The 25,415-nt window shown below is 64.5% G+C and carries 24 protein-coding genes; 13 read left to right on the plus strand and 11 right to left on the minus strand.

Annotation, left to right across the window (positions count from 1 at the left end):
* Positions 1–40: 40 nt before the first annotated feature.
* Positions 41–658, plus strand: coding sequence for a hypothetical protein (locus tag ABIB24_RS07275; RefSeq protein WP_075046358.1), 618 nt, complete (start codon positions 41–43; stop codon positions 656–658).
* On the opposite strand, the gene ABIB24_RS07280 is transcribed toward ABIB24_RS07275, so the two are convergent.
* Positions 643–1,578 carry a MerR family transcriptional regulator gene (locus tag ABIB24_RS07280; protein ID WP_274079108.1) on the minus strand — a complete coding sequence of 312 codons (936 nt, stop codon included), beginning with the start codon at positions 1,576–1,578 and terminating at the stop codon, positions 643–645. The two genes, ABIB24_RS07275 and ABIB24_RS07280, sit on opposite strands and share 16 nt — an antisense overlap.
* A gap of 199 nt (positions 1,579–1,777) precedes the next feature.
* Here ABIB24_RS07280 and ABIB24_RS07285 point away from each other — a divergent pair, with 199 nt between their 5' ends.
* Genes ABIB24_RS07285 through ABIB24_RS07300 form a run of 4 tightly spaced genes read left to right on the plus strand, consistent with a single transcriptional unit; the run spans position 1,778 to position 3,749 of the window.
* A complete protein-coding gene (locus ABIB24_RS07285) occupies positions 1,778–2,338 on the plus strand; it encodes a putative antibiotic biosynthesis monooxygenase (protein WP_015271784.1) in 561 nt (186 codons plus the stop codon).
* Between the two features lie 33 nt (positions 2,339–2,371).
* Positions 2,372–3,109 carry a dihydromonapterin reductase gene (gene folM, locus ABIB24_RS07290; RefSeq protein WP_274079107.1) on the plus strand — a complete coding sequence of 246 codons (738 nt, stop codon included), beginning with the start codon at positions 2,372–2,374 and terminating at the stop codon, positions 3,107–3,109.
* Positions 3,110–3,118: 9 nt separating this feature from the next.
* Positions 3,119–3,415 (plus strand): DUF1244 domain-containing protein, encoded by a 297-nt coding sequence (locus ABIB24_RS07295; protein ID WP_003260708.1) that lies wholly within the window; start codon positions 3,119–3,121, stop codon positions 3,413–3,415.
* Positions 3,408–3,749 carry a HopJ type III effector protein gene (locus ABIB24_RS07300; protein WP_274079106.1) on the plus strand — a complete coding sequence of 114 codons (342 nt, stop codon included), beginning with the start codon at positions 3,408–3,410 and terminating at the stop codon, positions 3,747–3,749. Before ABIB24_RS07295 ends, ABIB24_RS07300 begins: the two co-directional genes overlap by 8 nt.
* Positions 3,750–3,873: 124 nt before the next feature.
* Here the strand turns inward: ABIB24_RS07300 and ABIB24_RS07305 are convergent, their stop codons facing one another.
* The 3 genes from ABIB24_RS07305 to ABIB24_RS07315 form a co-directional block, all read right to left on the minus strand.
* Positions 3,874–4,782: an alpha/beta hydrolase family protein gene (locus ABIB24_RS07305; RefSeq protein ID WP_274079105.1), complete on the minus strand. Its 909-nt coding sequence runs from the start codon at positions 4,780–4,782 to the stop codon at positions 3,874–3,876.
* Positions 4,783–4,949: 167 nt separating this feature from the next.
* Entirely contained in the window at positions 4,950–6,161 is a 1,212-nt protein-coding gene (gene fabV, locus ABIB24_RS07310; protein ID WP_274079104.1) for an enoyl-ACP reductase FabV, read from the minus strand.
* A gap of 251 nt (positions 6,162–6,412) precedes the next feature.
* Positions 6,413–7,273, minus strand: coding sequence for a LysR substrate-binding domain-containing protein (locus ABIB24_RS07315; RefSeq protein ID WP_075046364.1), 861 nt, complete (start codon positions 7,271–7,273; stop codon positions 6,413–6,415).
* Positions 7,274–7,408: 135 nt separating this feature from the next.
* Here ABIB24_RS07315 and ABIB24_RS07320 point away from each other — a divergent pair, with 135 nt between their 5' ends.
* Genes ABIB24_RS07320 through ABIB24_RS07335 form a run of 4 tightly spaced genes read left to right on the plus strand, consistent with a single transcriptional unit; the run spans position 7,409 to position 11,543 of the window.
* Positions 7,409–8,449 (plus strand): agmatine deiminase family protein, encoded by a 1,041-nt coding sequence (locus ABIB24_RS07320; RefSeq protein WP_137162403.1) that lies wholly within the window; start codon positions 7,409–7,411, stop codon positions 8,447–8,449.
* Complete coding sequence (gene aguB, locus ABIB24_RS07325) at positions 8,446–9,342, plus strand: N-carbamoylputrescine amidase (RefSeq protein ID WP_137162404.1); 897 nt, start codon at positions 8,446–8,448, stop codon at positions 9,340–9,342. Before ABIB24_RS07320 ends, aguB begins: the two co-directional genes overlap by 4 nt.
* A 2-nt stretch (positions 9,343–9,344) precedes the next feature.
* On the plus strand, positions 9,345–10,430 hold the full coding sequence (locus ABIB24_RS07330) for an extracellular solute-binding protein (RefSeq protein ID WP_137162405.1): 1,086 nt from the start codon (positions 9,345–9,347) through the stop codon (positions 10,428–10,430).
* Between the two features lie 3 nt (positions 10,431–10,433).
* Positions 10,434–11,543 (plus strand): agmatine deiminase family protein, encoded by a 1,110-nt coding sequence (locus tag ABIB24_RS07335; RefSeq protein WP_274079103.1) that lies wholly within the window; start codon positions 10,434–10,436, stop codon positions 11,541–11,543.
* 118 nt (positions 11,544–11,661) lie between these two features.
* Here ABIB24_RS07335 and ABIB24_RS07340 read toward each other — a convergent pair whose 3' ends face one another.
* Together ABIB24_RS07340 and ABIB24_RS07345 are read right to left on the minus strand one after the other, a co-directional pair.
* Positions 11,662–12,195 (minus strand): cytochrome b/b6 domain-containing protein, encoded by a 534-nt coding sequence (locus ABIB24_RS07340; protein ID WP_023661197.1) that lies wholly within the window; start codon positions 12,193–12,195, stop codon positions 11,662–11,664.
* Positions 12,192–12,458, minus strand: a complete 267-nt coding sequence (locus tag ABIB24_RS07345) for a PepSY domain-containing protein (protein ID WP_003260712.1) — start codon at positions 12,456–12,458, stop codon at positions 12,192–12,194. The genes ABIB24_RS07340 and ABIB24_RS07345 overlap by 4 nt, the downstream gene beginning before the upstream one ends.
* Positions 12,459–12,634: 176 nt before the next feature.
* On the opposite strand from ABIB24_RS07345, the gene ABIB24_RS07350 reads away from it, so the two are divergent.
* The gene (locus ABIB24_RS07350) at positions 12,635–13,813 is read left to right on the plus strand and encodes an acetyl-CoA C-acetyltransferase (protein WP_274079102.1); all 1,179 of its coding nucleotides are present in this window, start codon (positions 12,635–12,637) and stop codon (positions 13,811–13,813) included.
* Between the two features lie 136 nt (positions 13,814–13,949).
* Here ABIB24_RS07350 and metE read toward each other — a convergent pair whose 3' ends face one another.
* Entirely contained in the window at positions 13,950–16,241 is a 2,292-nt protein-coding gene (gene metE / locus ABIB24_RS07355; protein ID WP_274079101.1) for a 5-methyltetrahydropteroyltriglutamate--homocysteine S-methyltransferase, read from the minus strand.
* A 314-nt stretch (positions 16,242–16,555) separates the two neighbouring features.
* On the opposite strand from metE, the gene ABIB24_RS07360 reads away from it, so the two are divergent.
* A complete protein-coding gene (locus ABIB24_RS07360) occupies positions 16,556–18,043 on the plus strand; it encodes a methylenetetrahydrofolate reductase C-terminal domain-containing protein (RefSeq protein WP_274079100.1) in 1,488 nt (495 codons plus the stop codon).
* Here ABIB24_RS07360 and yjiA read toward each other — a convergent pair.
* The 3 genes from yjiA to ABIB24_RS07375 form a co-directional block, all read right to left on the minus strand.
* Positions 18,003–18,980 carry a GTPase gene (yjiA, locus tag ABIB24_RS07365; RefSeq protein WP_015271793.1) on the minus strand — a complete coding sequence of 326 codons (978 nt, stop codon included), beginning with the start codon at positions 18,978–18,980 and terminating at the stop codon, positions 18,003–18,005. The genes ABIB24_RS07360 and yjiA overlap by 41 nt on opposite strands.
* 185 nt (positions 18,981–19,165) lie before the next feature.
* Positions 19,166–19,363: a YbdD/YjiX family protein gene (locus tag ABIB24_RS07370; RefSeq protein WP_013974210.1), complete on the minus strand. Its 198-nt coding sequence runs from the start codon at positions 19,361–19,363 to the stop codon at positions 19,166–19,168.
* 13 nt (positions 19,364–19,376) lie between these two features.
* A complete protein-coding gene (locus ABIB24_RS07375) occupies positions 19,377–21,443 on the minus strand; it encodes a carbon starvation CstA family protein (protein ID WP_024087740.1) in 2,067 nt (688 codons plus the stop codon).
* 178 nt (positions 21,444–21,621) lie between these two features.
* On the opposite strand from ABIB24_RS07375, the gene ABIB24_RS07380 reads away from it, so the two are divergent.
* Positions 21,622–21,984 carry a PilZ domain-containing protein gene (locus tag ABIB24_RS07380; protein ID WP_137162409.1) on the plus strand — a complete coding sequence of 121 codons (363 nt, stop codon included), beginning with the start codon at positions 21,622–21,624 and terminating at the stop codon, positions 21,982–21,984.
* Between the two features lie 263 nt (positions 21,985–22,247).
* On the plus strand, positions 22,248–23,765 hold the full coding sequence (locus ABIB24_RS07385; RefSeq protein ID WP_025340639.1) for a nucleobase:cation symporter-2 family protein: 1,518 nt from the start codon (positions 22,248–22,250) through the stop codon (positions 23,763–23,765).
* Between the two features lie 175 nt (positions 23,766–23,940).
* Here the strand turns inward: ABIB24_RS07385 and radA are convergent, their stop codons facing one another.
* Positions 23,941–25,311, minus strand: a complete 1,371-nt coding sequence (gene radA, locus ABIB24_RS07390) for a DNA repair protein RadA (protein WP_003251626.1) — start codon at positions 25,309–25,311, stop codon at positions 23,941–23,943.
* Between the last annotated feature and the right edge of the window lie 104 nt (positions 25,312–25,415).

The following is a 25,415-nucleotide window of genomic DNA, read 5'->3' on the forward strand; positions in this document are numbered from 1 at the left end:
ACGGTCAATCCCGTTGAAGAAATCGCCATCGAGTTCGATCATGCAAGCAGAAGCGCTCCTGACCCAGGACGAGCTGGATTTCATACAGAACATGCAGCATTCGCCGCAGTTGAACCTGGCCGACCCCATGTCGAGCCTGCTGGTCAATGGCGACCGCCGCATCCAGAGCTTGCTCACCCGCTTGGTGGCCAACGAGCAGGTAACCCTGCAGGCCCAGTTCAACAACCAGCAGATCAGCTTCCCGCTGCAACTGGTGGAAGACGAGTTCCATGCCCTGCACCTGCAACTGGGCTCACCGGAAATCTACGAAGACGGGCCCATGCTGCGCCCCTGGCGCCTGTCGATGGAGCAGCCGAGCGCGCTGCTCGATGGCCATGGGCAGGAAAGCGGCCTGTGGGTTCGCGATATTTCGTTCAAGGGTACATTGCTGGAAGTCCGTGGCCTGCCAGCGGCACCAGCCCGCTTCGAACTGCGCTTTGCCCCTGGCGGCATCCCCCCCATCGAACTGCATGGCGTGCTGGGCCGGCGCATCGGCCCGGACCTGGCCGCCTACGACCTCAGCCAGAGCCCGGCCGAAGAGATCGAACGCCTGCGCGACTACATCCTCCAGGCCCATCGCCGGGCCCACCCCGAGCTACACACTCAGGTATCGAACTGACCGGCCAGAAACTGCCGCAAACGCTGGCGCATCACGCTACCCTGCGCGCCCAGGCAGGCGATAGGGCTGCCAGCCAGGCTGTCCTGTGCCAGTTCCGCCGCTTCACCCGCCAGTAACAACGGGCATTCCAGCCCTGCCACCAGGCGTGTCAGGCGCCGGGTGAGTTCCGCCGTGGGCGGCTGGTGGGAGAACAGCACCAGGGCATCCGGCTTGAGGCGCTCGCAGACCAGTGCCAGTTCTGCCAGCGGCTGCCCGCTCGCCAGTGGTGTCACGCCAACTTCATCACTGCCCAGGATCAGGCTGGTCACCAGCAACTCCAGTTCGTGGCACTGCCCCGGCAACGGCGCCAGCAGCACCATGCGGCTGCGCGGTACACGGGCAAGTTGCAAGCGGGCGAACACCCGACCACGCAGGAACTGATCAAGGAACAGCCACTCGCTGGCCTGCCCGTAGCCGCCCTGCCCGACCGCCAGGTCATGCCACACCGGCATGAACACTTCGCTGAATACCTGGTCCAGTGTGCAGGCGGCAAACACTTCGTCGAACAGGCGGTCCAGGCTGGCCAGGTCAAAACGTTGCAGCGCCTGGCGAATCTGCTGCTGCCAGCGCACCCAGGCGCCCGTCGCGCCACCTGCCTGCCCGGCAAGGGCATGGTCGCGGGCGAGGATGCTGGCGACCTTGCTTACCGCCACGCCGCGCTCCAGCCAGCCAAGGATGCGGCGGATCTCATCGATGTCGGCCTGGGAGTACAGGCGGTGACCACTGTCGGTGCGGGTTGGCTGGATCAGCCCATGGCGGCGCTCCCAGGCGCGCAAGGTCACGGCATTGACGCCGGTCAGGCGGGAAACCTCACGGATCGGAAACAGGTCCTGCTGCGCGAGGCTCGCATCGATTACCGGGTTCAGTCCCTGTTCGTTCATCTGCAAGGGGTACCCTGTGTGCCCATGTTGAACACCTAGTCTACTACGGCAACCGTTTGCCGGCTGACAGTTGCCGAAGATCGCACATGGGCGATAATCCGCGCCCGATTCTTGCATGCACGCCTGCGTCGCCCACCACCCCGGGCGACACAGCCAAAGGGGCCGGCTACCCGCCAGCCCCGTTGCCAGGAGATACACGATGTCTACCCCACCCGTCACCCTGATGGTGTCGCGCCGCGCCGCCCATGGCCGCTACCAGGACCTGCTGGCCTGGCTGCATGAAGGCGAACAGCTGGCCACCGACTTCCCCGGCTACCTTGGCTCGGGCATCCTGGCGCCACCCCGCGACAGCGACGAATTCCAGATCATATTCCGTTTCAGCGACGAGCCGACCCTGCATGCCTGGGAGCATTCCGCCTCGCGCCGGGCCTGGTTGCAGCGCGGCAACGGCTTGTTCGAACGCCCCAAAGAGGCGCGCGTAAGCGGCATCGACGACTGGTTTGGCACCAATATGGTGCAAAAACCGCCACGCTGGAAGCAGGCCGTAGCCATTTGGCTTGCCTTCTTCCCGGTCTCGCTGGTGTTCAACCTGGTGTTCGGCCACTGGCTGGCAGCACTGGACCTGGTGCCCCGGGTACTGCTCAGCACCCTGGGCCTGACGCCGGTGATGGTCTACCTGTTCATCCCCCTTTCCACCCGCCTGCTGGCCGGCTGGCTGCATGCATCCCCGGCCCCCGCTGGCGCCCTGCGCAGCCGCTGAGGCCAGGCCGTACACGCGGTAGACAGTTCGGGTATGCTGGGCGGCAACCAAAGGACAGACAAGTTGACCGCCCCGAACATGAACAGCCCCATTCTCGTTACCGGAGCCAGCCAGCGCGTCGGGCTGGCCCTGGCCCTTGAACTGGCACAGGCCGGCCATACGGTGGTCAGTGCCAGCCGCAGCGTCCAGCCACAGGCGGCCCACCCGAACATCGTGCAGTTCCAGGCCGACCTGTGCCAGGCGGCCGACCGCCAGGCCCTGATCGACTATCTGCACAACCGTTACGACGGCCTGCGCGCGATCATCCACAACGCCTCGCTGTGGCTCGACGATGGCCTCGACAACCTCGAGACCATGTTCCGCCTGCACGTCGAAGCGCCCTACCACCTCAACCTGGCCCTGGGCGACCTGCTGGCCAAGGTGGAAAAGGCCGACATCATCCACATTTGCGACGAAACCTCTTCACGCGGCAGCAAAAGCCATATCGGCTACGCCGCGACCAAGGCCGCATTGCAGAACATGGTGCTGTCGTTCGCCGAAAAATATGCGCCCAAGGTGCATGTGAACGGTATCCTGCCGGGGCTGCTGATCCTCAAGGAAGGGGGCGACGAAACCTACCGCCAGCAGACCCTGAAAAAGGCCCTGCTGGAGTTCGAACCCGGCGCCGGCCCGCTGATCGAGACGGTCAAGTACCTGCTCGCCAGCCAGTACAGCACCGGCAGCCAGGTGGTCATCAACGGTGGCCGCCACCTGAAGAACCGCATGACCTGAGAGAAGCCCATGACCCCACAGCAACAGCTCGAACTCGAGGCCGCCGCGTTCCGGCGCCTGGTCGAACACCTGCAGAAGCGCACCGATGTGCAGAACATCGACCTGATGAACCTGTCCGGCTTCTGCCGCAACTGCCTGTCCAAGTGGTACAAGGCCGCGGCTGACGAGCGCCAGCTCGACCTGAGCCTGGATGACGCCCGCGAAGCGGTGTACGGCATGCCTTACGCCGAGTGGAAAGCCCAATACCAGAAAGAAGCCAGCGCCGACCAACAAGCGGCGTTCGAAAAAGGAAAACCCCGTGACTGACCTGAACACCCTGCGCGCCAGCCTGGCCAGCGGCCAACACGTGTTTGCCAACACCCTGGCGTTCATTGCCGACAACTACAGCTACCAGCCACAGGCCTTCGACAATGGCGGCGTGGAGAATGCGGCCGGGCAGAACGAAGGTTCGTGCAAGACCCTCGGCCTGGCGCTGCTGGAAGGGCTGAGCGACCAGGAAGCGCTGCTGGCCTTTGGCGAGCACTACCGTGACGTGGTGGCCACGCCCGAGGGCAGCGACCATGGCAATATCCGTGCGCTGATCAAGCATGGGCTGGCGGGCGTCAAGTTTGCCGAGCTGCCGCTTGCGCGCAAGGCTTGAGATTTTGGGGCCGCTCCGCGGCCCTTTCGCCGGCAAGCCAGCTCCCACAGGTACCCGCTGCCTTCAAACTGATCATCCCCCTGTGGGAGCTGGCTTGCCGGCGATGAGGCCGGTGCAGACAGCATCAACCCATGATCCTTCCTGGGACCTCACCCGCCAACCCACCCTGCTGCAACCACTGCAAGGCCACCGGCCACAAACTTTCGCGAAAGCGGTCATGGAAGAACGCGAAATGGCCAATTTCATCGACCGAGATATCCACAGGCGCAATGCGCAGGTGCTGGCGCTCGGCGCCCTGCAGATAACCCAGCAAACGCTCGGTCGCCGCCACGGTACCAAAGGGGTCATCGGTCAGGCTGATGGCCAGCGTCGCCGCCCGCACCTGGGCGAACGGTAGTGCCTCCAGTGCACGCCCGCTGGGTCGGTGCTCATAGCGCGGGGTACGGGTGGTCCAGTCGTGCACCACGCCGGATGGCGTGTCCTCCAGCCAACCCAGGCGCTTGCCGGGAAAGTAACCGAACACCCGGGTGAGCAGCGGCATTACCACATGCCACTTGCCGAACAGTTGCCAACGCTGGTCAGCCGCGTAATCGCGCCAATAGGCGAATTGCGCACCAACCATCACCACCCGGCGAACCTTGCTCGCCGACGGTGCCAGCCCCACTGCGCAGCCGCCAAAACTGTGCCCCACCACGTCCACCGGCTGGCCGGGGAAATGTTCTGCGGCATGCACCAGCATGGCTTCGAAATCCAGCCGGCCCCAGTCGCTCCAGGATGCCTGGAAGCCACGCAGCGAGGCCGGGCGGGATTCGCCGATGCCACGGTAGTCGTAGGTCAGCACATCGCAACCTTGGGCGAACAGGTAGTCGGCGAAACGCGAGTAGTAGCGGCAGCGTACCGAGGTGGCAGCGTTGATGATCACCAGCGGGCGCTGGGGGTCAGGTCGGGCGTGGCGCCAGCGGAAGCCGCCGAGGCTGTAGCCGTCGGCTGCGGTGTGGCGAAAGGCAGTGGCGGGTTGGGTGAGGCTGCTCATGGCACATTCCCTGTTGTTGTGCGCCAAAGCTAGCAAAAAATTCCTGGGCTGTACCGGCCCTTTCGCGGGCTTGCCCGCTCCCACAGGTTCCCCACTGCCTTCAGGCGTGGTGAGATCCCTGTGGGAGCGGGCAAGCCCGCGAAGAGGCCGGTACAGGCCGGCAGCGATTACAGCTCGACGCAGTCGAACTTCACATCGGTAGCCACGTCTTCGTCGTAGTTGACGTCAGCGCGCTCGAAGCCGAACAGGTTGAGGAACTGCTTCTTGTAGCCGGCATAGTCGGTCAGCTCGAACAGGTTCTCGGTGGTCACCTGTGGCCACAGCGCCTTGCAGGCGTCCTGCACGTCATCACGCAGTTCCCAGTCGTCCAGGCGCAGGCGGCCCTTCTCGTCGACCTCGGCCGGCGCGCCGTCGGCACGGTACATGCGGTCGCGATACATGCGGTCCAGCTGGTCCTGGGTGCCTTCGTGAACACCCTTCTCCTGCATGATCTTGAACACCATGGACAGGTACAGCGGCATCACCGGGATGGCCGAGCTGGCCTGGGTAACCACCGACTTCAGCACCGCCACGTTGGCGCCGCCCTTGACTTCACCGGCCAGCTTCTTGTCCAGGCGCAGGGCGGTTTCGTCCAGGTCCTGCTTGGCCTGACCCAGCGCACCGTGCCAGTAGATCGGCCAGGTGATGTCGCTGCCGATGTAGCTGAAGGCCACGGTGCGGGCGCCTTCGGCCAGCACGTTGGCGCCAGACAGGGCGTCGATCCACAGCTGCCAGTCCTGGCCACCCATGACGGTGACGGTGTCGGCGATTTCCTGCTCGGTAGCCGGCTCGATGCTGGCCTCGATGATGGTGTCCTTGTTGGTGTCGATGGCGGTCGACTTGTACGGCTGGCCGATCGGCTTCAGGGCCGAACGCACCAGTTCACCGGTCTGCGGCAGCTTGCGCACTGGCGAGGCCAGCGAGTAGATGACCAGGTCGACCTTGCCACCCATTTCGTTCTTGATCAGTTCGATGACCTTGGCACGGGCTTCGTCGGAGAAAGCGTCACCATTGATCGACTTGCTGTACAGGCCTTCGGCCTTGGCGAACTTGTCGAAGGCTGCAGCGTTGTACCAGCCAGCGGTGCCGGCCTTGGTCTCGGTGCCTGGCTTTTCGAAGAACACGCCCAGGGTGTCGGCCTTGAAGCCGAACGCCGCGGTGATGCGGGCTGCCAGGCCGTAGCCGCTGGAAGCACCGATGACCAGGACCTTCTTCGGGCCATCCTCGCGCACGCCCAGCTTGCGGGTGGCTTCGATCTGGTCACGGACGTTGAGCTCGCAGCCCTTCGGGTGAGTCGTGGTGCAGATGAAACCGCGGACCTTAGGATGAATGATGGCCAATGTCTGTACCTCGTCAGGTTTATGCCGGGGGAAGCGCCGCCATGGGCGATTCCGGTTGATCAGAGGGTGAGACTACCCCCGCAGGTTATCCGACACATATTACGGGGTGATCTTGGGGATGCAAAACGGTGGATTACCTGTACCGGCCCTATCGCCGGCAAGCCAGCTCCCACAAAGACGGCGCAAAACTTGAGCCCTGTGAGGGACCTGTGGGAGCTGGCTTGCCGGCGATAGGGCCTGTGCAGGCAACATCAATCTGACAAGAGAGCCTCTTTCAGCCATTCCAGGAACTGCCGGGCCAGCGGATCATCCTGGCTATCCCGATGCACCAGGCACGCCCACGCCGGCCCACGCACGCGCTGCGCCGACAAAGCCTGCAAACGCCCCTCCTCCACCGCCCGCCGCGCCAGCAACTGGCTGACCAGGGCCACCCCCAACCCCTCGCTCGCCGCATCCAGCAGCAGCCCGGGGTCGGAAAAGTTCAGCCCCTTGCCCTGCTGCCCCACATCCTCGCCACCCTCCAGCTGCCAGTGGCTCCAGTCCATTTCGCGCTCGCCATGCAAGGTGGTGCGCCGCGACATCGGCGTTTGCAGCAACGCCGGGTGGCAGGCCGGGTACAGCTGGTCCTGGTGCAGCACGTTGAAGCTGCACTCGGCCTGGGCACTGAGGTCGTCGCGGATGGCCAGGTCGATGGTCTCGGTCGCCATGTCCGGCACCTCGAAACTGGTGAACAGCCACAAGTCGACATCCGGGCAGCGCTGATGAAAGTCGGCCAGCCGCGGCAGCAGCCAGTGCCTGGCAAATGCCGGGCTGGTGTTGACCACCAGTTGGTTGGGCTTGCGGTACTGGTCGAGCCGGCGAATGCCCACCGCCAGGTGCTGCAGCAGCGACTGCGTGGTGCTGAGCAGGTCGTGCCCGGCGTCGGTCAGGCTCACGCTGCGGCCACTGCGGTGGAACAGCGGCTGCTCCAGGTAGGTTTCCAGGCTGCGAATCTGCTGGCTGATGGCCGACTGGGTCAGGTTCAGCGCTTCGGCGGCCTTGTGGAAGCTGCCCAGCCGCGCAGCGGCTTCGAAGCCGCGCAGGGCATTCAGGGGTGGCCAGTGTTTGAGCATGATTGATAAGCCCTGCTGATCAGATGTGCGCTAAATCTATCGTTTGTCGCAGGCCAAGCCTAGCCATAGCATGGACATCAACACCCGCGACAGCGGGCTTCGTTGATAAAAATCCTTAATTGATCGGAGTTCTCTATGCACCTGTCCCTCGACAGCGGCTGGCGCATGCCCGCCGAATGGGCCCGCCACGCTGCCACCTGGATGGTCTGGCCACACAACCAGGCCCTGTGGGAAAGCGGCTGGCACGTGCGCCTGGCCGACGTACAGCAGGACTACGCCCGGGTCGCGGCAGCCATCGCCCGTTTCGAGCCGGTGAAGATGGTGGTCGACCCTTCGGCCTGGCAAAGCGCACGTGCCCTCTGCGGCGCCAATATCGAACTGGTCGAAATGGCCGTGGACGACAGCTGGTGCCGGGACAGCGGCCCTAGCTTCGTCTGCCACCCACAGCATGGCCTGGCCGGCCTGAGCTGGCGCTTCAACGCCTGGGGAGGCAAGTCGCAACACGGCCAGGACCGCAGCCTCGGCCGGCGCATCCTCGACCACTTGGGCCTGGATGGCTTCAGCACGGCGCTGTGCAACGAAGGCGGGGCGATTCATGTGGACGGCGAAGGCACCCTGATCACCACCGAGTCGGTGCTGCTCAACCCCAACCGCAACCCTGGCGTGAGCAAGGCCGAGTTCGAGGCCTGCTTTGCCCGTTACCTGGGCATCCGCAAGACCATCTGGCTACCGGGCGACCCACAATACATCACCGGCGACATGACCGACGGCCACGTCGACGGTGTATGCGCCTTCGCCCGCCCTGGCGTGCTGCTGGTCGACGCCACCCATGACCAGCATTCGGTGTACGCCGAAGTCGTGCGGGAAAACCGCCGTGCCCTGGAACTGGCCACCGACGCGCAAGGCCGGCATTTCGAGTTGCTCGACCTGTATGAAGCCAGCGCCGCCGTCGACCAGGACGCCGAGGTATTCTGCGCGTCGTACACCAACTTCTACATCGCCAACGGCGCGATCATCATGCCGGCCTATGGCATCGCCGCCGACCAGGAAGCCGCCGCGCAACTGGCCCACGCGTTCCCGGGCCGGGAGATCGTACCGGTGCGCATCGACCACATCGCCCATGGCGGTGGCGGCATTCATTGCATCACCCAGCAACAACCCGAGGTGCAGCCATGAGTCTGCTACGCATCGCCACCACCCAGATGCCATGCAGCTGGGACCTGCCTGGCAACCTCGACCGCGCCGAACAACTGGTTCGCCAGGCTGCCGCCAAGGGGGCCCAGGTGATCCTGCTGCAGGAGCTGTTCGCCACCCCGTACTTCTGCATCGAACAGGACCACAAGCACCAGGCCCTCGCCCAGCCCTACCCCGCCAGCCCGATCCTGCAGCGCTTCGCCGCACTGGCCGGCGAGCTGGGCGTGGTGCTGCCGCTGAGCTGGTACGAGCGCGCCGGCAATGCCTTCTTCAACTCGTTGACCGTGGCCGATGCCGATGGCCGCCTGCTTGGCGTCTACCGCAAGACCCACATCCCCAACGCCATCGGCTACCAGGAGAAGGAATACTTCAGCCCCGGCGATACCGGCTTCAAGGTCTGGGACACCGCCTTCGGCCGCCTGGGCATCGGCATCTGCTGGGACCAGTGGTTCCCCGAGACCGCCCGCTGCCTGGCACTGATGGGCGCCGAAGTGCTGCTGTTCCCCACCGCCATCGGCTCCGAGCCCGGCTGTGCCGAACTGGACTCGCGCGACCACTGGCAGGTGGCCATGCGCGGCCACGCCGCCGCCAACCTGTTGCCGGTGGTGGCGGCCAATCGCGTGGGCGAAGAAGTCGCAGCCAGCGACGCATCGTTGGCCATGCGCTTCTATGGCTCGTCGTTCATCTGCGACCACAAGGGCGCCATGCTCGCCGAAGCCGACCGCGACAGCAGTGGCATCTGGCTGCACGACCTGGATCTGGCCGGCATGCGGGAAGACCGCCTGAGCTGGGGCATCTACCGCGATCGCCGCCCGGAGATGTACGCACGGCTGCTGACCCTGGACGGCACCCACCCACACACCCTGAGGGCATGAGCATGAAACGCCACGTTCTGGCCGCCTTGGCGCTGGCCGTCTGCGCCTGCCAGGTTCAGGCCGAGCAGCCCGTGCTGCGCCTTTACAACTGGGCCGACTATTTTGCCGAGGACACTCTCAAGCAGTTCACGGCCGAAACCGGCATCCAGGTGATCTACGACGTGATGGATGGCAGCGAAGTGCTCGAGGCCAAGCTGATGTCCGGGCGCAGTGGCTACGACCTGGTCTTCCCCGGTGATACCGTCGCCGAGCGCCTGATGCGCGCCGGCAGCCTGCAGCCACTGGATCACAGCCGCCTGGAGGCCCTGGACGACATCGAGCCCGGGCTGCGTCAGCTGCACGCCCGGTACCCCAAGGCCAGCCAGGCGACCGTGCCCTACACCTGGGGCACCATCGGCCTGACGGTGAATGCCGACAAAGTCCGCCAGCGCATGCCCGATGCACCGCTGGACAACCTCGACCTGCTGTTCAAGCCGGAGCTGGCCGCCAGATTCGCCGACTGCGGTATTTCGGTCATCGACTCGCCCGACGAAGTGCTGGCAGTGGTCCTCAACTACCTCGGCCGCGAGCCACGCAGTGCCAAACGCGAAGACCTGGCCGCAGCCAGCGAACTGCTCAAGGCGATTCGCCCGTACGTGCGCAAGTTCCAGTCGCAACCAGTGACCGAACTGGTCAACGAGAACCTGTGCCTGTCACTGGGCTACAGTGGCGACGTGATCCAGGCGCAGCGTACCGCCGACGCCGCGGGCAAGCATCTCGACTTCCAGTACCGCGTGCCGCGCCAAGGCACCACGGTGTGGATGGATACCATGGCCATCCCGGCCGATGCCAAGCACCCGGAATACGCCTATCGTTTCATCAACTTCGTCATGCGCCCGGCAAACATGGCGGCCATCAGCAACTTCACCGGTTACCCTACCGCCAGCGCCAAGGCACGCCAGGCAGTGGACCCGCGCATGCGCGACAACCCCGATATCTACCTCGACCAAGCCACCTATGCCCGGCTGATCCCGGGCCGCGATATCCCACAGGCCGACATGCGTGCACGCATGCGCGTGTGGACCCGCTTCAAGACTGCACAGGACTGAGCCATGCCAAGCCGTAGAACCTTCCTGCAACTTTCGCTGGCCGCCGGCCTCGGTGCCAGCCTCGGCCTGCCGCTGGGCCTGGCCCGCGCCGAAGAACCGGGGCGCTGGTTCATGCCGGACGAAGGCGAGCCGCAGCAACGCGCATTCATCGCCTTCGGCGCCCAGGATGCGATCTGGGAGGACTTCACCGCCGATGTGCAGGCCGCCCTCGGTCGCATCGCCCAGGCCATTGCGCGCTATCAGCCAGTGACGGTGTTCTGCCGGGCCAGCGAGCGCGAGCTGGCCGAGCAGCACTGTGCCAGCCAGCGCACAAGTTTCGTCGAGTGCGAGCTGGACGACATCTGGATGCGCGACATCGGCGCCAACTTCGTCGTCGATGATGACGGAGCCCTGGCGGCGGTGGACTTCAACTTCAATGGCTGGGGCAACAAGCAACGTCACCGCAACGATGCCCAACTGGCCAGGCGCGTGACCACGCTGGCCGGCGCCCGCTACCAGCGCAGCGACCTGGTGGGTGAAGGCGGCGCCATAGAGGTGGACGGCCACGGCACGGGCATCATGACCGAGAGCAGCTGGGTCAACGCCAACCGCAACAAGGGCTGGAGCAAGGCCGAGGTCGAGGCGGAGCTGAAGGAACGGCTGGGGCTGAGCAAGATCATCTGGCTACCGGGCATCGCCGGCCAGGACATCACCGACGGGCACGTGGACTTCTATGCCCGCTTCGTCAGGCCGGGGGTGGTGATTGCCAACCTGGATAACGACCCGGACTCGTATGACTACGCCGTGACGCGCAAGCACCTGGAGATCCTCAAGCGGGCCACCGATGCCGAGGGCCGCAGGTTGCAGGTGCACGTCGTGTCGCCGCCGCTGCACGGGCGGCGCAACAGGTTCAGCAAAGGCAATGATGACTTTGCCGCTGGGTACATCAACTACTTCGTGATCAATGGCGCGATCATTGCGCCACAGTTTGGCGATGGGGCGGCGGACGAGAAAGCGCGGGGGCTGCTGGCGGCGTTGTATCCGGGGCGGGATATCGTGCAGCTGGATATCGATGCCATTGCTGCGGGGGGCGGGGGGATTCACTGTGTGACCCATCAGTGCCCGGCGGTGTAGCAGGTGTTGCCTGTGCTGGCCTCTTCGCGGGCTTGCCCGCTCCCACAGGCACTCCACAAGACTCAAGATTTGTGCAGTTCCTGTGGGAGCGGGCAAGCCCGCGAAGAGGCCGCCACAGTCAATCGCGGTGCCGACGGCGCCCCGTGATCATCGACCACGGCAGGTTTTCCCGCATGCGCACGCTCTCGTAGATGGCCGCCAGCACATGCACGCAAACCAGCACCAGCAGCGCGTTGGCCAGCCAGCTGTGCAGGTCCATCGGCCAGTCGACACCAAACAGCGCGTCCACCTCCTGCGACGCCCACCCGGTAAGGCCCAGGCCGGCGATGCAAGTCAGCATCAGCACCATCACCAGGGCGCCAATCGGCGAATGCCCCATATGATGGTCAAGCCCCCCATGCAGCAGCGCACGGGCATGTCCGACCAGGCTTGCCGGGGATGGCCAGAAATCGGCCCAGCGCGCGCTGCGTGGCCCGACAAAGCCCCAGACCACACGCACCACCACAACGGCCAGTGCGTAATAGCCCAGCCACTGGTGCCAGTCTTCACCCTCTTCGTTGAAGAAGTAGTTGGCGAAGAACACCACGGCGATCGACCAGTGGCACAGCCGCAGCAGGGGGTCCCACAGCTGTACCGTGCCGTCGCTGTTCAATCGTGGTACTCGGTCTTGACTGCCTTGCCCGTCACTGGGTCATGGTAGATCTCGACCTTCTTGCCATCCTTGTCGAAACCGTAGATCTCGTAGCAGTTACCCTTGGTGACCTTGAACTTGTTGATCTTGTAGCCCTGCTCCTTGAGCTGCGCCTGGAATTTTTCCTGATCCTGCCAGGTGCTTTTGTCAGCGGTGGTGCATTCGGTGGCGGCGAATGCAGCGCTGCTGCCGATCAGGAGGGTCATGGCGATCAATGTACGCATGGACATGTGCTCCCATCCAGATGAGTGTAATAGCGCATCCCTGAGCATAGTTCCGCAGGTCGCTTCGCGCTCATTCATTTGCTTTACACATCAATCGCAAAGAAAAACAAACTTAACAAATGAGCCAAAGCCACCGATGCTTGAGGCATTACGCCCATCGCACGGAGAACAACAACATGAACGACGTGGTCATCGTCGCCGCAACCCGCACCGCCATCGGCAGCTTCCAGGGCGCCTTGGCCACTGTGCCTGCAGTAGACCTGGGTGCCGCCGTGATCAAGCGCCTGCTGGAACAGACCGGGCTGGCCCCGGAGCAGGTCGACGAAGTCATCCTCGGCCAGGTGCTTACCGCCGGTGCCGGACAGAACCCGGCACGCCAGGCCGCGATCAAGGCCGGCCTGCCCTTCAGCGTACCGGCAATGACCCTGAACAAGGTCTGCGGCTCGGGCCTGAAGGCACTGCACCTGGCCGCTCAGGCCATCCGTTGCGGTGACGCCGAGGTAGTCATCGCCGGCGGCCAGGAGAACATGAGCCTTGCCCCCTACGTGATACCGTCGGCCCGCACCGGCCAGCGCATGGGCCATGGCCAGCTGATCGACAGCATGATCACCGACGGCCTGTGGGATGCCTTCAACGACTACCACATGGGTATCACTGCCGAAAACCTGGTGGACCAGTACGGCCTCAGCCGTGAGCAGCAGGATGCCTTTGCCGCCGAGTCGCAGCGCAAGGCGGTAGCGGCGATGGAGGCCGGCCGCTTCGATGATGAAATCACCCCGATCGTGCTGCCGCAGAAAAAGGGAGAACCCAAGGTGTTCGCGCGGGACGAGCAGCCACGCCCGGACACCACCGCCGAATCCCTGGGCAAACTGCGCCCGGCGTTCAAGAAGGATGGCAGCGTCACCGCCGGCAACGCCTCGAGCCTGAATGACGGCGCCGCCGCCGTGCTGCTGATGAGCGCCGCCAAGGCCAAGACCCTTGGCCTGCCGGTGCTGGCCAGGATCGCGGCTTATGCCAGTGCCGGTGTAGACCCGGCGATCATGGGCATCGGCCCGGTTTCGGCCACCCAGCGCTGCCTGGACAAGGCCGGCTGGCAATTGGCCGAGCTGGACCTGATCGAAGCCAACGAAGCCTTTGCCGCGCAGGCGCTGGCCGTGGGCAAGGCGCTGGAATGGGATGCCGCGCGGGTCAACGTGAATGGCGGGGCGATTGCCCTTGGCCACCCGATTGGTGCGTCCGGGTGCCGGGTGCTGGTGACCCTGCTGCACGAGATGATCAAGCGGGACGCCAGAAAAGGCCTGGCAACCCTGTGCATTGGTGGCGGGCAAGGCGTGGCCTTGGCAATCGAGCGTTGATCACAGATTGAATTGAACAGGCCTGACCCTTTCGCGGGTAAACCCGCTCCCACAGGGACCCCACTGAAGCTGAATCCAGTGGGGACCCTGTGGGAGCGGGTTTACCCGCGAAAGGGCCGGTACAGGCAGCGAAAAATCAGGCAGTGGCACGCAGCTCGCGGGCAGCTGCGACCATGTTCACCAGCGCTGCCTCGGTCTCCGGCCAGCCACGGGTCTTCAGCCCGCAATCCGGGTTGACCCACAGGCGCTCGGCCGGGATACGCCGGGCAGCCTTGCGCAGCAGCTTGACCATTTCCTCACGGGTCGGCACCCGTGGCGAGTGAATGTCATACACACCCGGGCCGATCTCGTTGGGGTAGGCGAACCGTTCGAAAGCCGCCAGCAGCTCCATGTCGGACCGCGAGGTCTCGATGGTGATCACATCGGCATCCATCGCCGCGATCGACTCGATCACGTCGTTGAACTCGCTGTAGCACATGTGGGTGTGGATCTGGGTTTCGTCACGCACCCCCGAGGCACACAGGCGGAAGGCCTCGGTGGCCCACTCCAGGTAATGGGCCCAGGCGCCGTGGCGCAGCGGCAGGCCTTCACGGAAGGCCGCTTCGTCGATCTGCACGATCCTGATACCCGCTGCTTCCAGGTCGACCACTTCGTCGCGGATCGCCAGCGCCAGCTGGCGCGCCTGCACTTCGCGGCTCACGTCTTCACGCGGGAACGACCACATCAGCATGGTCACCGGGCCGGTCAGCATGCCCTTCATCACCTTGCTGGTCAGGCCCTGGGCGTACTTTATCCATTCCACGGTCATGGCCTTCGGCCGGCTCAGGTCGCCAACGATCACCGCAGGCTTCACGCAGCGCGAACCATAGCTCTGCACCCAGCCGAAGCGGGTGAACACATAGCCATCGATCTGCTCGGCGAAGTACTCGACCATGTCGTTGCGCTCGGCCTCGCCGTGCACCAGCACATCCAGGCCCAGGTCCTCCTGGATTTTCACCGCATGGCGGATCTCGCTGTGCATGGCCTCGACGTAATCGGCCTCGGTCAGCTTGCCCTGCCTGTAGGCCTGGCGTGCCAGGCGAATCGCCGAGGTCTGCGGGAACGAACCGATGGTGGTGGTCGGGAACGCCGGCAGGTCGAGCCCCGCACGCTGCTTGGCGATACGTTGGGCAAACGCCGACTGACGCTGGCTATCAGCGGGCTTGATGGCCGCCAGGCGGGCCTGCACGGCCGGCTTGTGAATACGCGGCGAAGCGGCGCGGCTGGCCTGCACGGCCTGGCTCTGGGCCAATGCGGCGGCCACGTCGTCGGCTTGTGGGGCATTGATGGCCTTGGCCAGCAGCGCCACTTCCTGGCATTTCTGCACGGCGAAGGCCAGCCAGCTGTGCAGTTCGGCATCGAGCTGGTCTTCACGGTCCAGGTCCACCGGGCTGTGCAGCAGCGAGCAGGAAGGCGCCACCCACAGCCGCTCACCCAGGCGCTCATGGGCATGGCGCAGCACCTCCAGCGCCTTTTCCAGGTCGCAGCGCCAGACGTTGCGGCCGTTGACCAGGCCCAGCGACAGCACCTTGTAGGCCGGCAGGCGGTCGAGGATGGTCGGGTACTGCTCGGGCGCACGTACCAGGTCGATGTGCAGGCCATCGACCGGCAGGTTGGCGGCCAGGCCCAGGTTGTCTTCCAGGCCGCCGAAGTAGGTGGCGATCAGCTTCTTCAGTGGCGCCCGCTGAAGGATGTTGTAGACCCGCTCGTAGGCATTCTTCCAGTCCTGAGGCAGGTCCAGGGCCAGGATCGGCTCATCGATCTGCACCCATTCCACGCCTTGGGCAGCCAGGCGGTTGAGGATCTGGTCATACAGCGGCAGCAGGCGATCGAGCAGCTCCAGCTTGTCGAAATCGCCACCCTTGGCCTTGCCCAGCCAAAGGTAGGTCAGCGGGCCGATAACCACCGGCTTGACCGCGTGGCCCAGGGCCTGGGCTTCTGCCACTTCTTCGAACAGCTGCTCCCAGCTCAGGGCGAACTGCTGGTCGGCGGTGAATTCGGGGACCAGGTAGTGGTAGTTGGTGTCGAACCACTTGGTCATTTCCTGGGCGTGCGCGCCGCCACAGCAGCTGTCACCCACAGCGCCACGCGCCATGGCGAACAGGGTCTGCAGGGTGGGCCTGGCAGCGTCGTGGCTGCGAAAGCGCTGCGGGATCACGCCGAAGGTCAGCGAGTGGGTCAGCACCTGGTCGTACCAGGCGAAGTCGCCGACCGGCAGCAGTTCGATGCCGGCGTCTTTCTGCACCTGCCAGTGGCGGGCACGCAGCTCGCGGCCGACGGTGCGCAGGCCGGCTTCGTCGAGTTCACCTTTCCAGAAGGCTTCCTGGGCCTTTTTCAGCTCGCGGTCGCGGCCGATACGTGGAAAGCCCAGGTTGTGTGCCAGTGCCATGTCTTGTCCCTCAGCATGCATAAATGAATGAGGGGATTTTCCGGGAGGCGCCATCTTGAGACAAACTCATTAAATTTGAGATGAAATCAAGGTTTTCTCATGTTCATGTTGTTGTGCTGCCTGTACCGGCCCTTTCGCGGCTAAAGCCGCTCCTACAGGTACCGCGCCACCCTGTGGGAGCGGCTTTAGCCGCGAAAGGGCTGGCACAGGCAAACCCGATGTCTCATTCAGAGCACCACCCTGCGCATCCGGACATGACCCCACCCGCCTTCTGCCGCACAATGCCACCCAGACCAAACCAGGTACCCGGCCCCATGAGCCTGCTGAAAACCGCGCTGCGCGAAAACACCTTCGTCTGCGTCATGGAGTTCGTCCCCAAGCCCTCCGCCGAACGCTTCGCCGCCATGGACGCGATCCTGGCCCGTGCGCACCTGTGCGGCTGGCCGATGACCGTGGCCATCGGCGACCGCGTCGGCAGCCCGCTGGACATGTCGCCACTGGACGCCCTCGCCTCGTTCAGCAACCGGGTACCCGCCCTGCCGCACTTCTCCGGCAAGGACCGCGAACGCCACCACCTGCTCGCCCAACTGCAACGCATGGATGCCGCCGGCCTCAACCAGCTGTTGCTGCTCACCGGCGACCGACTGCCGGGCCACCAGCCCGGCCAGCGCCCGGTGCGCTACCTGGAATCGGTCGCAGCCCTGCAGATCGCCCGCCAGGCCTGCCCGCACTGGCTGCTTGGCGCGGCGCTCAACCCGTTCAAGTACTGCGAGGAAGAAGGCGGCGCCCAATACTTCAAGGCCGAGAAAAAACTGGCGGCGGGCGCCGACTTCCTCACCCTGCAACTGGGTTTCGATGCCGGCAAACACCAGGAAGCCATGCACTGGATGAACCGCCAGGTCGCGCCCAGGCCGATGCTGGCCTGCCTGATGAGCCTCACCCACGGGCGCGCGACGATGCTCGAGCACGTGGCCGGCGTGACCGTCACGCCGTCCATGCGCGACATGCTGGAAGCGGAAGCGGCGCAGTCCAAGGCCTTTGCCCAGGCGCGCAGCGTCGACCGCCTGGCCTTGCAGATCATTGGCGTGAAGCTGATGGGCTACGCCGGCGTGCATCTGTCGGGGGTTCACGAACTCAAGCAACTGCTGGCCCTGGAGGCACGCATCGAGCATTGGCAGGCGCAAATTCACACACTGGAACAATGGGCGCCGGCCTGGCAGGCCAGCTGGCAGATGCCCGGCCTGCCGGCAGTCAGCTTCCATCCGCCACAGGCAAGCTGGCGCCAGGGCGAGTCACGGGTCGATGCCTCGTTCAAGGAGAAAGCGCGCTATCACCTGATGCACGGCATGCATTCGCTGCTGTTCAGCCGCCGCAATGGCCTGAGCAAGGCATTTGGCTGGGCTGTGCGCCAGCCGATGTGGGCTACCCGCCTTGGCGCGCAGGTGCTGCACAAGGTGGAACACGCGGTGAAGCACCCGCTGGTAGGCTGCGACACCTGCGGCCGCTGCCGCCTGGAAGACACCCTGTACATCTGCCCGGAAACCTGCCCCAAGGGCCTGGCCAACGGCCCCTGCGGCGGCACCGCGCTGAACCGCTGCGAGTTCGGCGACCGCGAGTGCATCCACAGCGTCAAGTACCGCACCGCCAAGGCGGTGCGGCAGACGGCGCTGCTGACCGAGCGCCTGATCCCGTGCATCGAGCTCGAGACACGCCACCGCAGCTCATGGCCGCAGTGGTTCCAGGCCCAGACGCCGCGTCAGCTCAGCCCGCAGCCAGCGCCTCGAACCCAGCCCGAATCGTAGCTTCGGGCAGTTCGTCTGCAATGAACACCATCACGCTCTCGCGGGTTTCCCCCTCGGCCCATTCGGCGTCCCAGTCGAAACCATAGAGCTTGAGCACACCCTGGAACACCAGCTTGCGCGCTTCACCGGCAATGTTCAGCACGCCCTTGTAGCGCAGCAACTGCTTGCCGTGGGTTTCCAGCAGTTCGTTCATGAAGTCGCTGAGGCGGTCGATGTCCAGCGCGCTTTCCGTGCGCAGCACCAAGGTGGAGATCCGGTCCGGGGTAGCGGGCTTGAGCAGCGGGCGTAGCGCTGGCTTCAGGTTCGCGCCCAGATCGGGGTTGAGGTTGAAACCACGCACATCCAGCAGCTCGGCCAGGTCGATGCGACCATGCTCGACCACGCGGATCGCAGCGCGGCCATTGATGCGGGCCAGGCGCTCGCGCAGGGCCTCGACCGCAGCGGGCTCGACCAGGTCGGTCTTGCTCAGCAGCAGGCGATCGGCAAAGCCGACCTGGGCCTGGGCGATGGTCTGGGTCAGGTGCAGCTCGGCGTGGGCGGCATCGACCAGGGTGATGATGCCGTCGAGGATGTAGCGCTCACGCAGCTCTTCGTCGATGAAGAAGGTCTGTGCCACTGGCGCCGGGTCGGCCAGGCCGGTGCATTCGATTACCAGGCGGTCGAAGGCGATCTCGCCGGCATCCAGGCGTTCGAGCAGCAGGTACAAGGCGCGGGTCAGGTCGCCATGGATGCTGCAGCACACGCAGCCATTGGCCAGGGTCATCACCTGCACCGGCTCGTCGCCCAGCAGCTGGCTGTCGATGCCGGCCTCGCTGAATTCGTTTTCGATCACGGCGATCTTCAGGCCGTGCTCGGCCTTGAGCATGTGCTTGAGCAAGGTGGTCTTGCCGGCACCGAGGAAGCCAGTGAGTACGGTTACGGGAATAGGCGTCTGCACGCAGAATATCTCCTGTGCAGTGAAATGGACGGGGGGAGCGCGATCCCTGTAGGAGCGGCCTTGTGTCGCGATCGGGCCGCAACGCGGCCCCGGATTTTCAGCTTCGCAGCCAAAATTGCCGGGGCCGCGTTGCGGCCCGATCGCGACACAAGGCCGCTCCTACACAGTACCGCGCTAGCCTGGACTTAGCAGCACTTGGGCCCGGACTTGCCGCCATAACGCGCTTCCTGGCGTTCGCGGAAGAACTCCTCGTACGTCATGACCGGCTTGTCCGGGTGCTTGGTCTGCATGTGCTCGACGTAGTTGTCGTAGTCGGGCATGCCGACCATCAGGCGGGCTGCCTGCCCCAGGTACTTACCCAGTCGACCCAGGTCGTTGAACATCGCAGCAGTCCTCTCAAGCGTCAGGCAGGGCCTGGAACGGGGTTTCCTTGTCGGTGCGCTCCTTGCGGCCGAGGGCGGCGAAACCGACCTTGACAGCGAAGAACAGCACGCTGAACACCACCACCAGGAACAGCACGGTCAGGCCGGCGTTGGTGTAGGCGTTGAAGATCACGTGCTGCATCTGCCCGATGTCCTTGGCCGGGGCCAGTACCTGGCCGGCATCCAGCGCGGTGCTGTACTTCTTGGCCAGGGCCAGGAAGCCGACTGCCGGGTTCGGGTCGAACAGCTTGATCAGGCCTGCGGTGGTGGTGCAGATCAGCAGCCACACGGCCGGCAGCAGGGTGACCCAGACGTAGCGCTGACGCTTCATCTTGATCAGCACCACGGTGCCGAGCATCAGGGCGATACCGGCCAGCATCTGGTTGGAGATACCGAACAGCGGCCACAGGGTGTTGATGCCACCCAGCGGGTCGATCACGCCCTGGTACAGCAGGTAGCCCCACAGGGCCACGCAGCCGGCAGTACCGATCAGGTTGGCAGTCCACGATTCGGTGCGCTTGAGCGCTGGCACGAAGCTGCCCAGCAGGTCCTGCAGCATGAAGCGCCCGGCACGGGTGCCGGCGTCTACCGCGGTGAGGATGAACAGCGCCTCGAACAGGATCGCGAAGTGGTACCAGAAGGCCATGGTGTTTTCACCCGGCAGCACCTGGTGCAGGATCTGCGCGATACCTACGGCCAGCGTCGGCGCACCACCGGCACGGGCCAGCACGGTGTGCTCGCCAATGTCGCGGGCGGTGGCCTCGAGCTGCTCAGGGGTGATCAGGAAGCCCCAGCTGCTCACCGTTTGCGCAACCGACGCCACGTCTGCACCGACCACTGCGGCCGGGCTGTTCATGGCGAAGTACACGCCTGGCTCGATCACCGAGGCGGCGACCATGGCCATGATGGCAACGAACGATTCCATCAGCATGCCGCCGTAGCCGATGTAGCGGGCGTTGGTTTCGTTGTCCAGCAGCTTCGGCGTGGTCCCCGAGGAGATCAACGCGTGGAAGCCGGACACCGCGCCACAGGCAATGGTGATGAACAGGAACGGGAACAGGGTGCCCTTCCACACCGGGCCGGTGCCGTCGGTGAACTGGGTCAGCGCCGGCATCTTCAGCTCGGGCGCGATGATCAGGATACCGATGGCCAGGCCGACGATGGTGCCGATCTTGAGGAAGGTCGACAGGTAGTCACGTGGCGCCAGTACCAGCCATACCGGCAGTACCGCGGCGACGAAGCCATAGCCCACCAGCATCCAGGTGATCTGCACGCCGGTGAAGGTGAACGCCGGGCCCCAGGTCGGGTCTGCGGCAATCTGGCCCCCCAGCCAGATCGAAGCCAGCAGCAGCACCACGCCGATGACCGAGATCTCTCCGATATGGCCCGGGCGGATGTAGCGCATGTAGATGCCCATGAACATCGCGATCGGGATGGTCGCCATCACCGTGAACATGCCCCACGGGCTTTCGGCCAGGGCCTTGACCACGATCAGCGCCAGCACCGCGAGGATGATGATCATGATCAGGAAGCAGCCGAACAGGGCGATGGTGCCCGGGATGCGGCCCATCTCCTCGCGCACCATGTCGCCCAGCGAACGGCCGTTGCGGCGGGTGGACAGGAACAGGACCATGAAGTCCTGCACCGCACCGGCCAGCACCACGCCGGCTATCAGCCACAGCGTGCCGGGCAGGTAGCCCATCTGCGCGGCGAGTACCGGGCCGACCAAGGGCCCTGCGCCAGCGATGGCGGCGAAGTGGTGACCGAAGAGGATGTGTTTGTTGGTCGGGACGTAGTCCAGGCCGTCGTTGTTGAGCACCGCCGGGGTGGCACGGCGTGGGTCGAGTTGCATCACCTTGGTGGCGATGAACAGGCTGTAGTAGCGATAGGCGACCAGGTAGATGGCCACTGCCGCGACCACGATCCACAAGGCATTGATCGCCTCGCCGCGACGCAGGGCAACCACACCCAGCGCACAGGCTCCTATGACTGCCAGCGCCAGCCACGGAATGTGGCGTAGCAGGCTATTATTGTTGTTCATGGTTTGCTTCCAGCTGGTGGATTGGAAAAGACCGCCCATCGAGTCTAGGGCGTGTCATCGCGCATTGCCACACTTGCTTTGGTCTAGAGCCTCTGCGGCCAGATTGCGGTACCTGATGTACATACCACTCTAACTATAGTCAGGATGTCACCTGAGGACCTATGCGAGGATCTACCCCATGAGCGATCACGACGAACGCCGCCGTTTCCAGCGCATCGACTTTGACGCCCCAACCGAACTGCGCCAGGGCGTGAAACGCTGGCCTGCCAAGCTGCTGGACCTTTCACTCAAAGGTTTGCTGATCGAACGCCCGGCAAATTGGGATGCCGACCTGACCCAGGATTTCGATGCCATCATTCACCTGGCCCCCGATGCACGGGTACAGATGCAGGTTGAACTGCGCCATGAGGAACCAGACCGCCTGGGCTTCATCTGCCTGTACATCGACGTCGAGTCGATGACTCATCTGCACCGTCTTGTGGAATTGAACGTGGCCGACAGCACCGAAATGATGCGTGAGCTGCGCGAACTCATCGAATAATGAAATCTCTTAGCTAGCTAATGGCTTCCCCACCTTGTGTTTCCTGTCTACCCAGACAGCTTTAAGCCTGGGTAGCAGCGTTTTGTACACACCCCTCTAGCACAGCCTCTGACGAGTTGGTACGCCTTCTGCATTGGGTTCTCGCACACCTTGCGGGCGCTCTTGTGCGCGCTCCGATCAAAATATTGTATACAATTCTTGTGGCAATCATTTGTAGGAAGTGTCTACAGTAGCACCACAACAATAAACAGAGAGCCTGCTCCATGACTACGTCCCCTAGCACGTCTCCCGCCAAGCGCCCCGAGGATGAAAACCTCGGCCTTGGTGCCAACCTGGCCTATGGTCTGCAGCATGTGCTGACCATGTACGGGGGGATCGTCGCGGTACCCCTGATCCTGGGGCAGGCCGCGGGCCTGAACGGTGCCGAAATCGGCATGCTGATTGCCGCTTCGTTGTTTGCCGGTGGCCTGGCCACCCTGCTGCAAACCCTCGGCCTGCCGTTCTTCGGCTGCCAGTTGCCGCTGGTGCAGGGCGTGTCGTTCGCCGGTGTGGCAACCATGGGTGCAATCCTCAGTAGCGAGGGCGGCGGTGGCCTGCCAGGCGTGCTCGGCGCGGTCATGGCAGCCTCGCTGATCGGTTTTCTGATCACCCCGGTGTTCTCGCGCATCACCAAGTTCTTCCCGCCGCTGGTAACCGGCATCGTCATCACCACCATCGGCCTGACCCTGATGCCCGTGGCCGCTCGCTGGGTGATGGGTGGCAACAGCGCCTCACCGGAATTCGGCAGCGTGGCCAACATCGGCCTGGCAGCCCTGACCTTCGCCATCGTGCTGCTGCTGAGCAAGCTGGGCAGCGCGGCGATCTCGCGCCTGTCGATCCTGCTGGCCATGGTGGTCGGTACCCTGATCGCCTGGGCGCTGGGCATGGCCGACTTCAGCAAGGTCACCGAAGGCCCGATGCTCGCCTTCCCCACGCCGTTCCATTTCGGCATGCCGGAATTCCACATCGCCGCGATCCTGTCGATGTGCATCGTGATCATGGTGACCCTGGTGGAAACCTCGGCCGACATCCTCGCCGTGGGTGAGATCATCGACACCAAGGTCGACTCCAAGCGCCTGGGCAACGGCCTGCGCGCCGACATGGCCTCGAGCATCCTGGCGCCGATCTTCGGCTCGTTCACCCAGAGCGCGTTCGCCCAGAACGTCGGCCTGGTAGCCGTGACCGGGGTCAAGAGCCGCTACGTGGTGGCCACAGGTGGCGTGATCCTGGTGGTGCTCGGCCTGCTGCCGATCATGGGCCGGGTGATTGCCGCAGTCCCTACTCCGGTACTGGGTGGCGCGGGCATCGTGCTGTTCGGCACCGTGGCGGCCAGCGGTATCCGCACCCTGTCCAAGGTCAGCTACAAGAACAACGTCAACCTGATCATCGTCGCTGCCTCGCTGGGCTTCGGCATGATCCCGATTGCCGCACCGACCTTCTACCACCACTTCCCGAACTGGTTCGAGACCATCTTCCACTCGGGCATCAGCTCGGCGGCGATCATGGCCATCCTGCTGAACCTGATCTTCAACCACTTCACCGCCGGCAACTCGGACCAGCAGTCGGTGTTTGCCGCCGCGTACGAGCGCACCATCCAGTACTCGGACATTTCAGCGCTGCGTGATGGCGACTACTTCAAGGATGGCAAGCTGTTCGATGCCGAGGGTAATGAAGTGCCGATGCTGGAACTGGACGAGCATGGCAATGAAACGGTCAGGCGCAGTGCGGTTGCCGAGCATTGACTGCTGACTGAGCGGTGAGGTGGGGGCCGACGCGCATCGTCGGCCCCTTTTTCATTTTGCCTGTGCCGGCCCTTTCGCGGGTAAACCCGCTCCCACAGGGTTTGCGCAATCCTGAAGCTGATGCGGTACCTGTGGGAGCGGGTTTACCCGCGAAGAGGCCGGTACAGGCCACGAATTATTCAAACAGCGCATCCAGGGCCTGCTCCAGCCGGGTAACGGCAATCACCTGCAACCCTGCCGGAGCCTCTTTCGGCGCATTGCCCTTGGGCACGATGGCCCGCTTGAAACCATGCTTGGCGGCTTCCTTCAAACGCTCCTGGCCACTGGGCACCGGCCGCACCTCGCCCGACAGGCCGATCTCGCCAAACACCAGCAGGCCATGGGCCAGGGGCCGGTTGCGCAGGCTGGACATCACCGCCGCCAGCAACGCCAGGTCCGAGGCGGTTTCCAGCACCTTCACCCCGCCCACCACGTTGAGGAACACATCCTGGTCATGGGTGGGAATACCGCCGTGGCGGTGCAGCACTGCCAGCAACATGGCCAGGCGGTTCTGGTCCAGGCCCAGGGTCACCCGGCGCGGGTTGGCCAGGTGGCTGTCGTCGACCAGCGCCTGCACCTCCACCAGCATCGGCCGGGTACCCTCCCAGGTCGCCATCACCACGCTGCCCGGTACTTCCTCCTGGGTGCGGTTGAGGAAGATCGCCGAGGGGTTGGACACCTCCTTCAGGCCGCGGTCGGTCATGCCGAACACACCCAGCTCGTTGACCGCGCCAAAACGGTTCTTCACCGCCCGCAGCAGGCGCAGGCGGCCATCGGACTCGCCCTCGAAATACAACACAGTGTCGACCATGTGCTCGAGTACCCGCGGGCCGGCCAGCGAGCCTTCCTTGGTCACGTGGCCGACCAGGAAGATCGCCGTGCCGCTCTGCTTGGCGTAGCGCACCAGCAACGCCGTGCTTTCGCGCACCTGGGCCACGCCGCCGGGTGCCGATTGCAGCTGCTCGGTGAAAATGGTCTGGATCGAGTCGATCACCATGACCCGCGGTTTCTCGACACGGGCCGTGGCGATGATGGTCTCGATGCAGGTTTCGGTCATGACCTTGAGCTGGTCCTGGGGCAGGCCCAGGCGCCGGGAGCGCATGGCCACCTGCTGCTGCGACTCCTCGCCGGTGACATACAGCGCCGGCATGCCCACGGCAATGTTGCACAAGGTCTGCAGCAGGATGGTCGACTTGCCGATGCCGGGGTCACCACCGATCAACACCACCGAGCCATCCACCAGGCCACCGCCCAGCACGCGGTCCAGTTCGGTACTGCTGGTGGTGAAGCGCGGGATTTCCTCGACGCTGACTTCAGCCAGGGTCTTGATCTGCGCCTGCTGCCCGGTCCAGCCGGCACGGCCGCTACTGGGCGCAGCGGCGCCGCCGCTTTCGATCATGGTCTCGACCAAGGTGTTCCAGGCGCCGCATTCGCCACACTGGCCGGCCCATTTGGGGAAGGTCGCACCGCACTCGGTGCAGCCATACAAGCGCTTGGCCTTGGCCATGGCTGGGGTCTCCTGGAAAAAAACCGCCATGATAGCCGAGCCGGACGTGCCTCGAACGCCTCGGGATGCGACAAAACTATTCGTTCTAACAGCAGTCTGTGGCC

It is taken from the genome of Pseudomonas sp. UYEF17, from assembly GCF_040546125.1.
GTDB lineage: Bacteria > Pseudomonadota > Gammaproteobacteria > Pseudomonadales > Pseudomonadaceae > Aquipseudomonas > Aquipseudomonas putida_Z.

Bases quoted from the DNA above. Each gene is read 5' to 3' on its own strand.
- ABIB24_RS07275 (WP_075046358.1), top strand. From the start codon at position 41: ATGCAAGCAGAAGCGCTCCTGACCCAGGACGAGCTGGATTTCATACAG.
- ABIB24_RS07280 (WP_274079108.1), bottom strand. From the start codon at position 1,578: ATGAACGAACAGGGACTGAACCCGGTAATCGATGCGAGCCTCGCGCAG.
- ABIB24_RS07285 (WP_015271784.1), top strand. From the start codon at position 1,778: ATGTCTACCCCACCCGTCACCCTGATGGTGTCGCGCCGCGCCGCCCAT.
- folM (WP_274079107.1), top strand. From the start codon at position 2,372: ATGCTGGGCGGCAACCAAAGGACAGACAAGTTGACCGCCCCGAACATG.
- ABIB24_RS07295 (WP_003260708.1), top strand. From the start codon at position 3,119: ATGACCCCACAGCAACAGCTCGAACTCGAGGCCGCCGCGTTCCGGCGC.
- ABIB24_RS07305 (WP_274079105.1), bottom strand. From the start codon at position 4,782: ATGAGCAGCCTCACCCAACCCGCCACTGCCTTTCGCCACACCGCAGCC.
- ABIB24_RS07315 (WP_075046364.1), bottom strand. From the start codon at position 7,273: ATGCTCAAACACTGGCCACCCCTGAATGCCCTGCGCGGCTTCGAAGCC.
- ABIB24_RS07320 (WP_137162403.1), top strand. From the start codon at position 7,409: ATGCACCTGTCCCTCGACAGCGGCTGGCGCATGCCCGCCGAATGGGCC.
- aguB (WP_137162404.1), top strand. From the start codon at position 8,446: ATGAGTCTGCTACGCATCGCCACCACCCAGATGCCATGCAGCTGGGAC.
- ABIB24_RS07330 (WP_137162405.1), top strand. From the start codon at position 9,345: ATGAAACGCCACGTTCTGGCCGCCTTGGCGCTGGCCGTCTGCGCCTGC.
- ABIB24_RS07335 (WP_274079103.1), top strand. From the start codon at position 10,434: ATGCCAAGCCGTAGAACCTTCCTGCAACTTTCGCTGGCCGCCGGCCTC.
- ABIB24_RS07345 (WP_003260712.1), bottom strand. From the start codon at position 12,458: ATGCGTACATTGATCGCCATGACCCTCCTGATCGGCAGCAGCGCTGCA.
- ABIB24_RS07350 (WP_274079102.1), top strand. From the start codon at position 12,635: ATGAACGACGTGGTCATCGTCGCCGCAACCCGCACCGCCATCGGCAGC.
- metE (WP_274079101.1), bottom strand. From the start codon at position 16,241: ATGGCACTGGCACACAACCTGGGCTTTCCACGTATCGGCCGCGACCGC.
- ABIB24_RS07360 (WP_274079100.1), top strand. From the start codon at position 16,556: ATGAGCCTGCTGAAAACCGCGCTGCGCGAAAACACCTTCGTCTGCGTC.
- ABIB24_RS07370 (WP_013974210.1), bottom strand. From the start codon at position 19,363: ATGTTCAACGACCTGGGTCGACTGGGTAAGTACCTGGGGCAGGCAGCC.
- ABIB24_RS07375 (WP_024087740.1), bottom strand. From the start codon at position 21,443: ATGAACAACAATAATAGCCTGCTACGCCACATTCCGTGGCTGGCGCTG.
- ABIB24_RS07380 (WP_137162409.1), top strand. From the start codon at position 21,622: ATGAGCGATCACGACGAACGCCGCCGTTTCCAGCGCATCGACTTTGAC.
- ABIB24_RS07385 (WP_025340639.1), top strand. From the start codon at position 22,248: ATGACTACGTCCCCTAGCACGTCTCCCGCCAAGCGCCCCGAGGATGAA.
- radA (WP_003251626.1), bottom strand. From the start codon at position 25,311: ATGGCCAAGGCCAAGCGCTTGTATGGCTGCACCGAGTGCGGTGCGACC.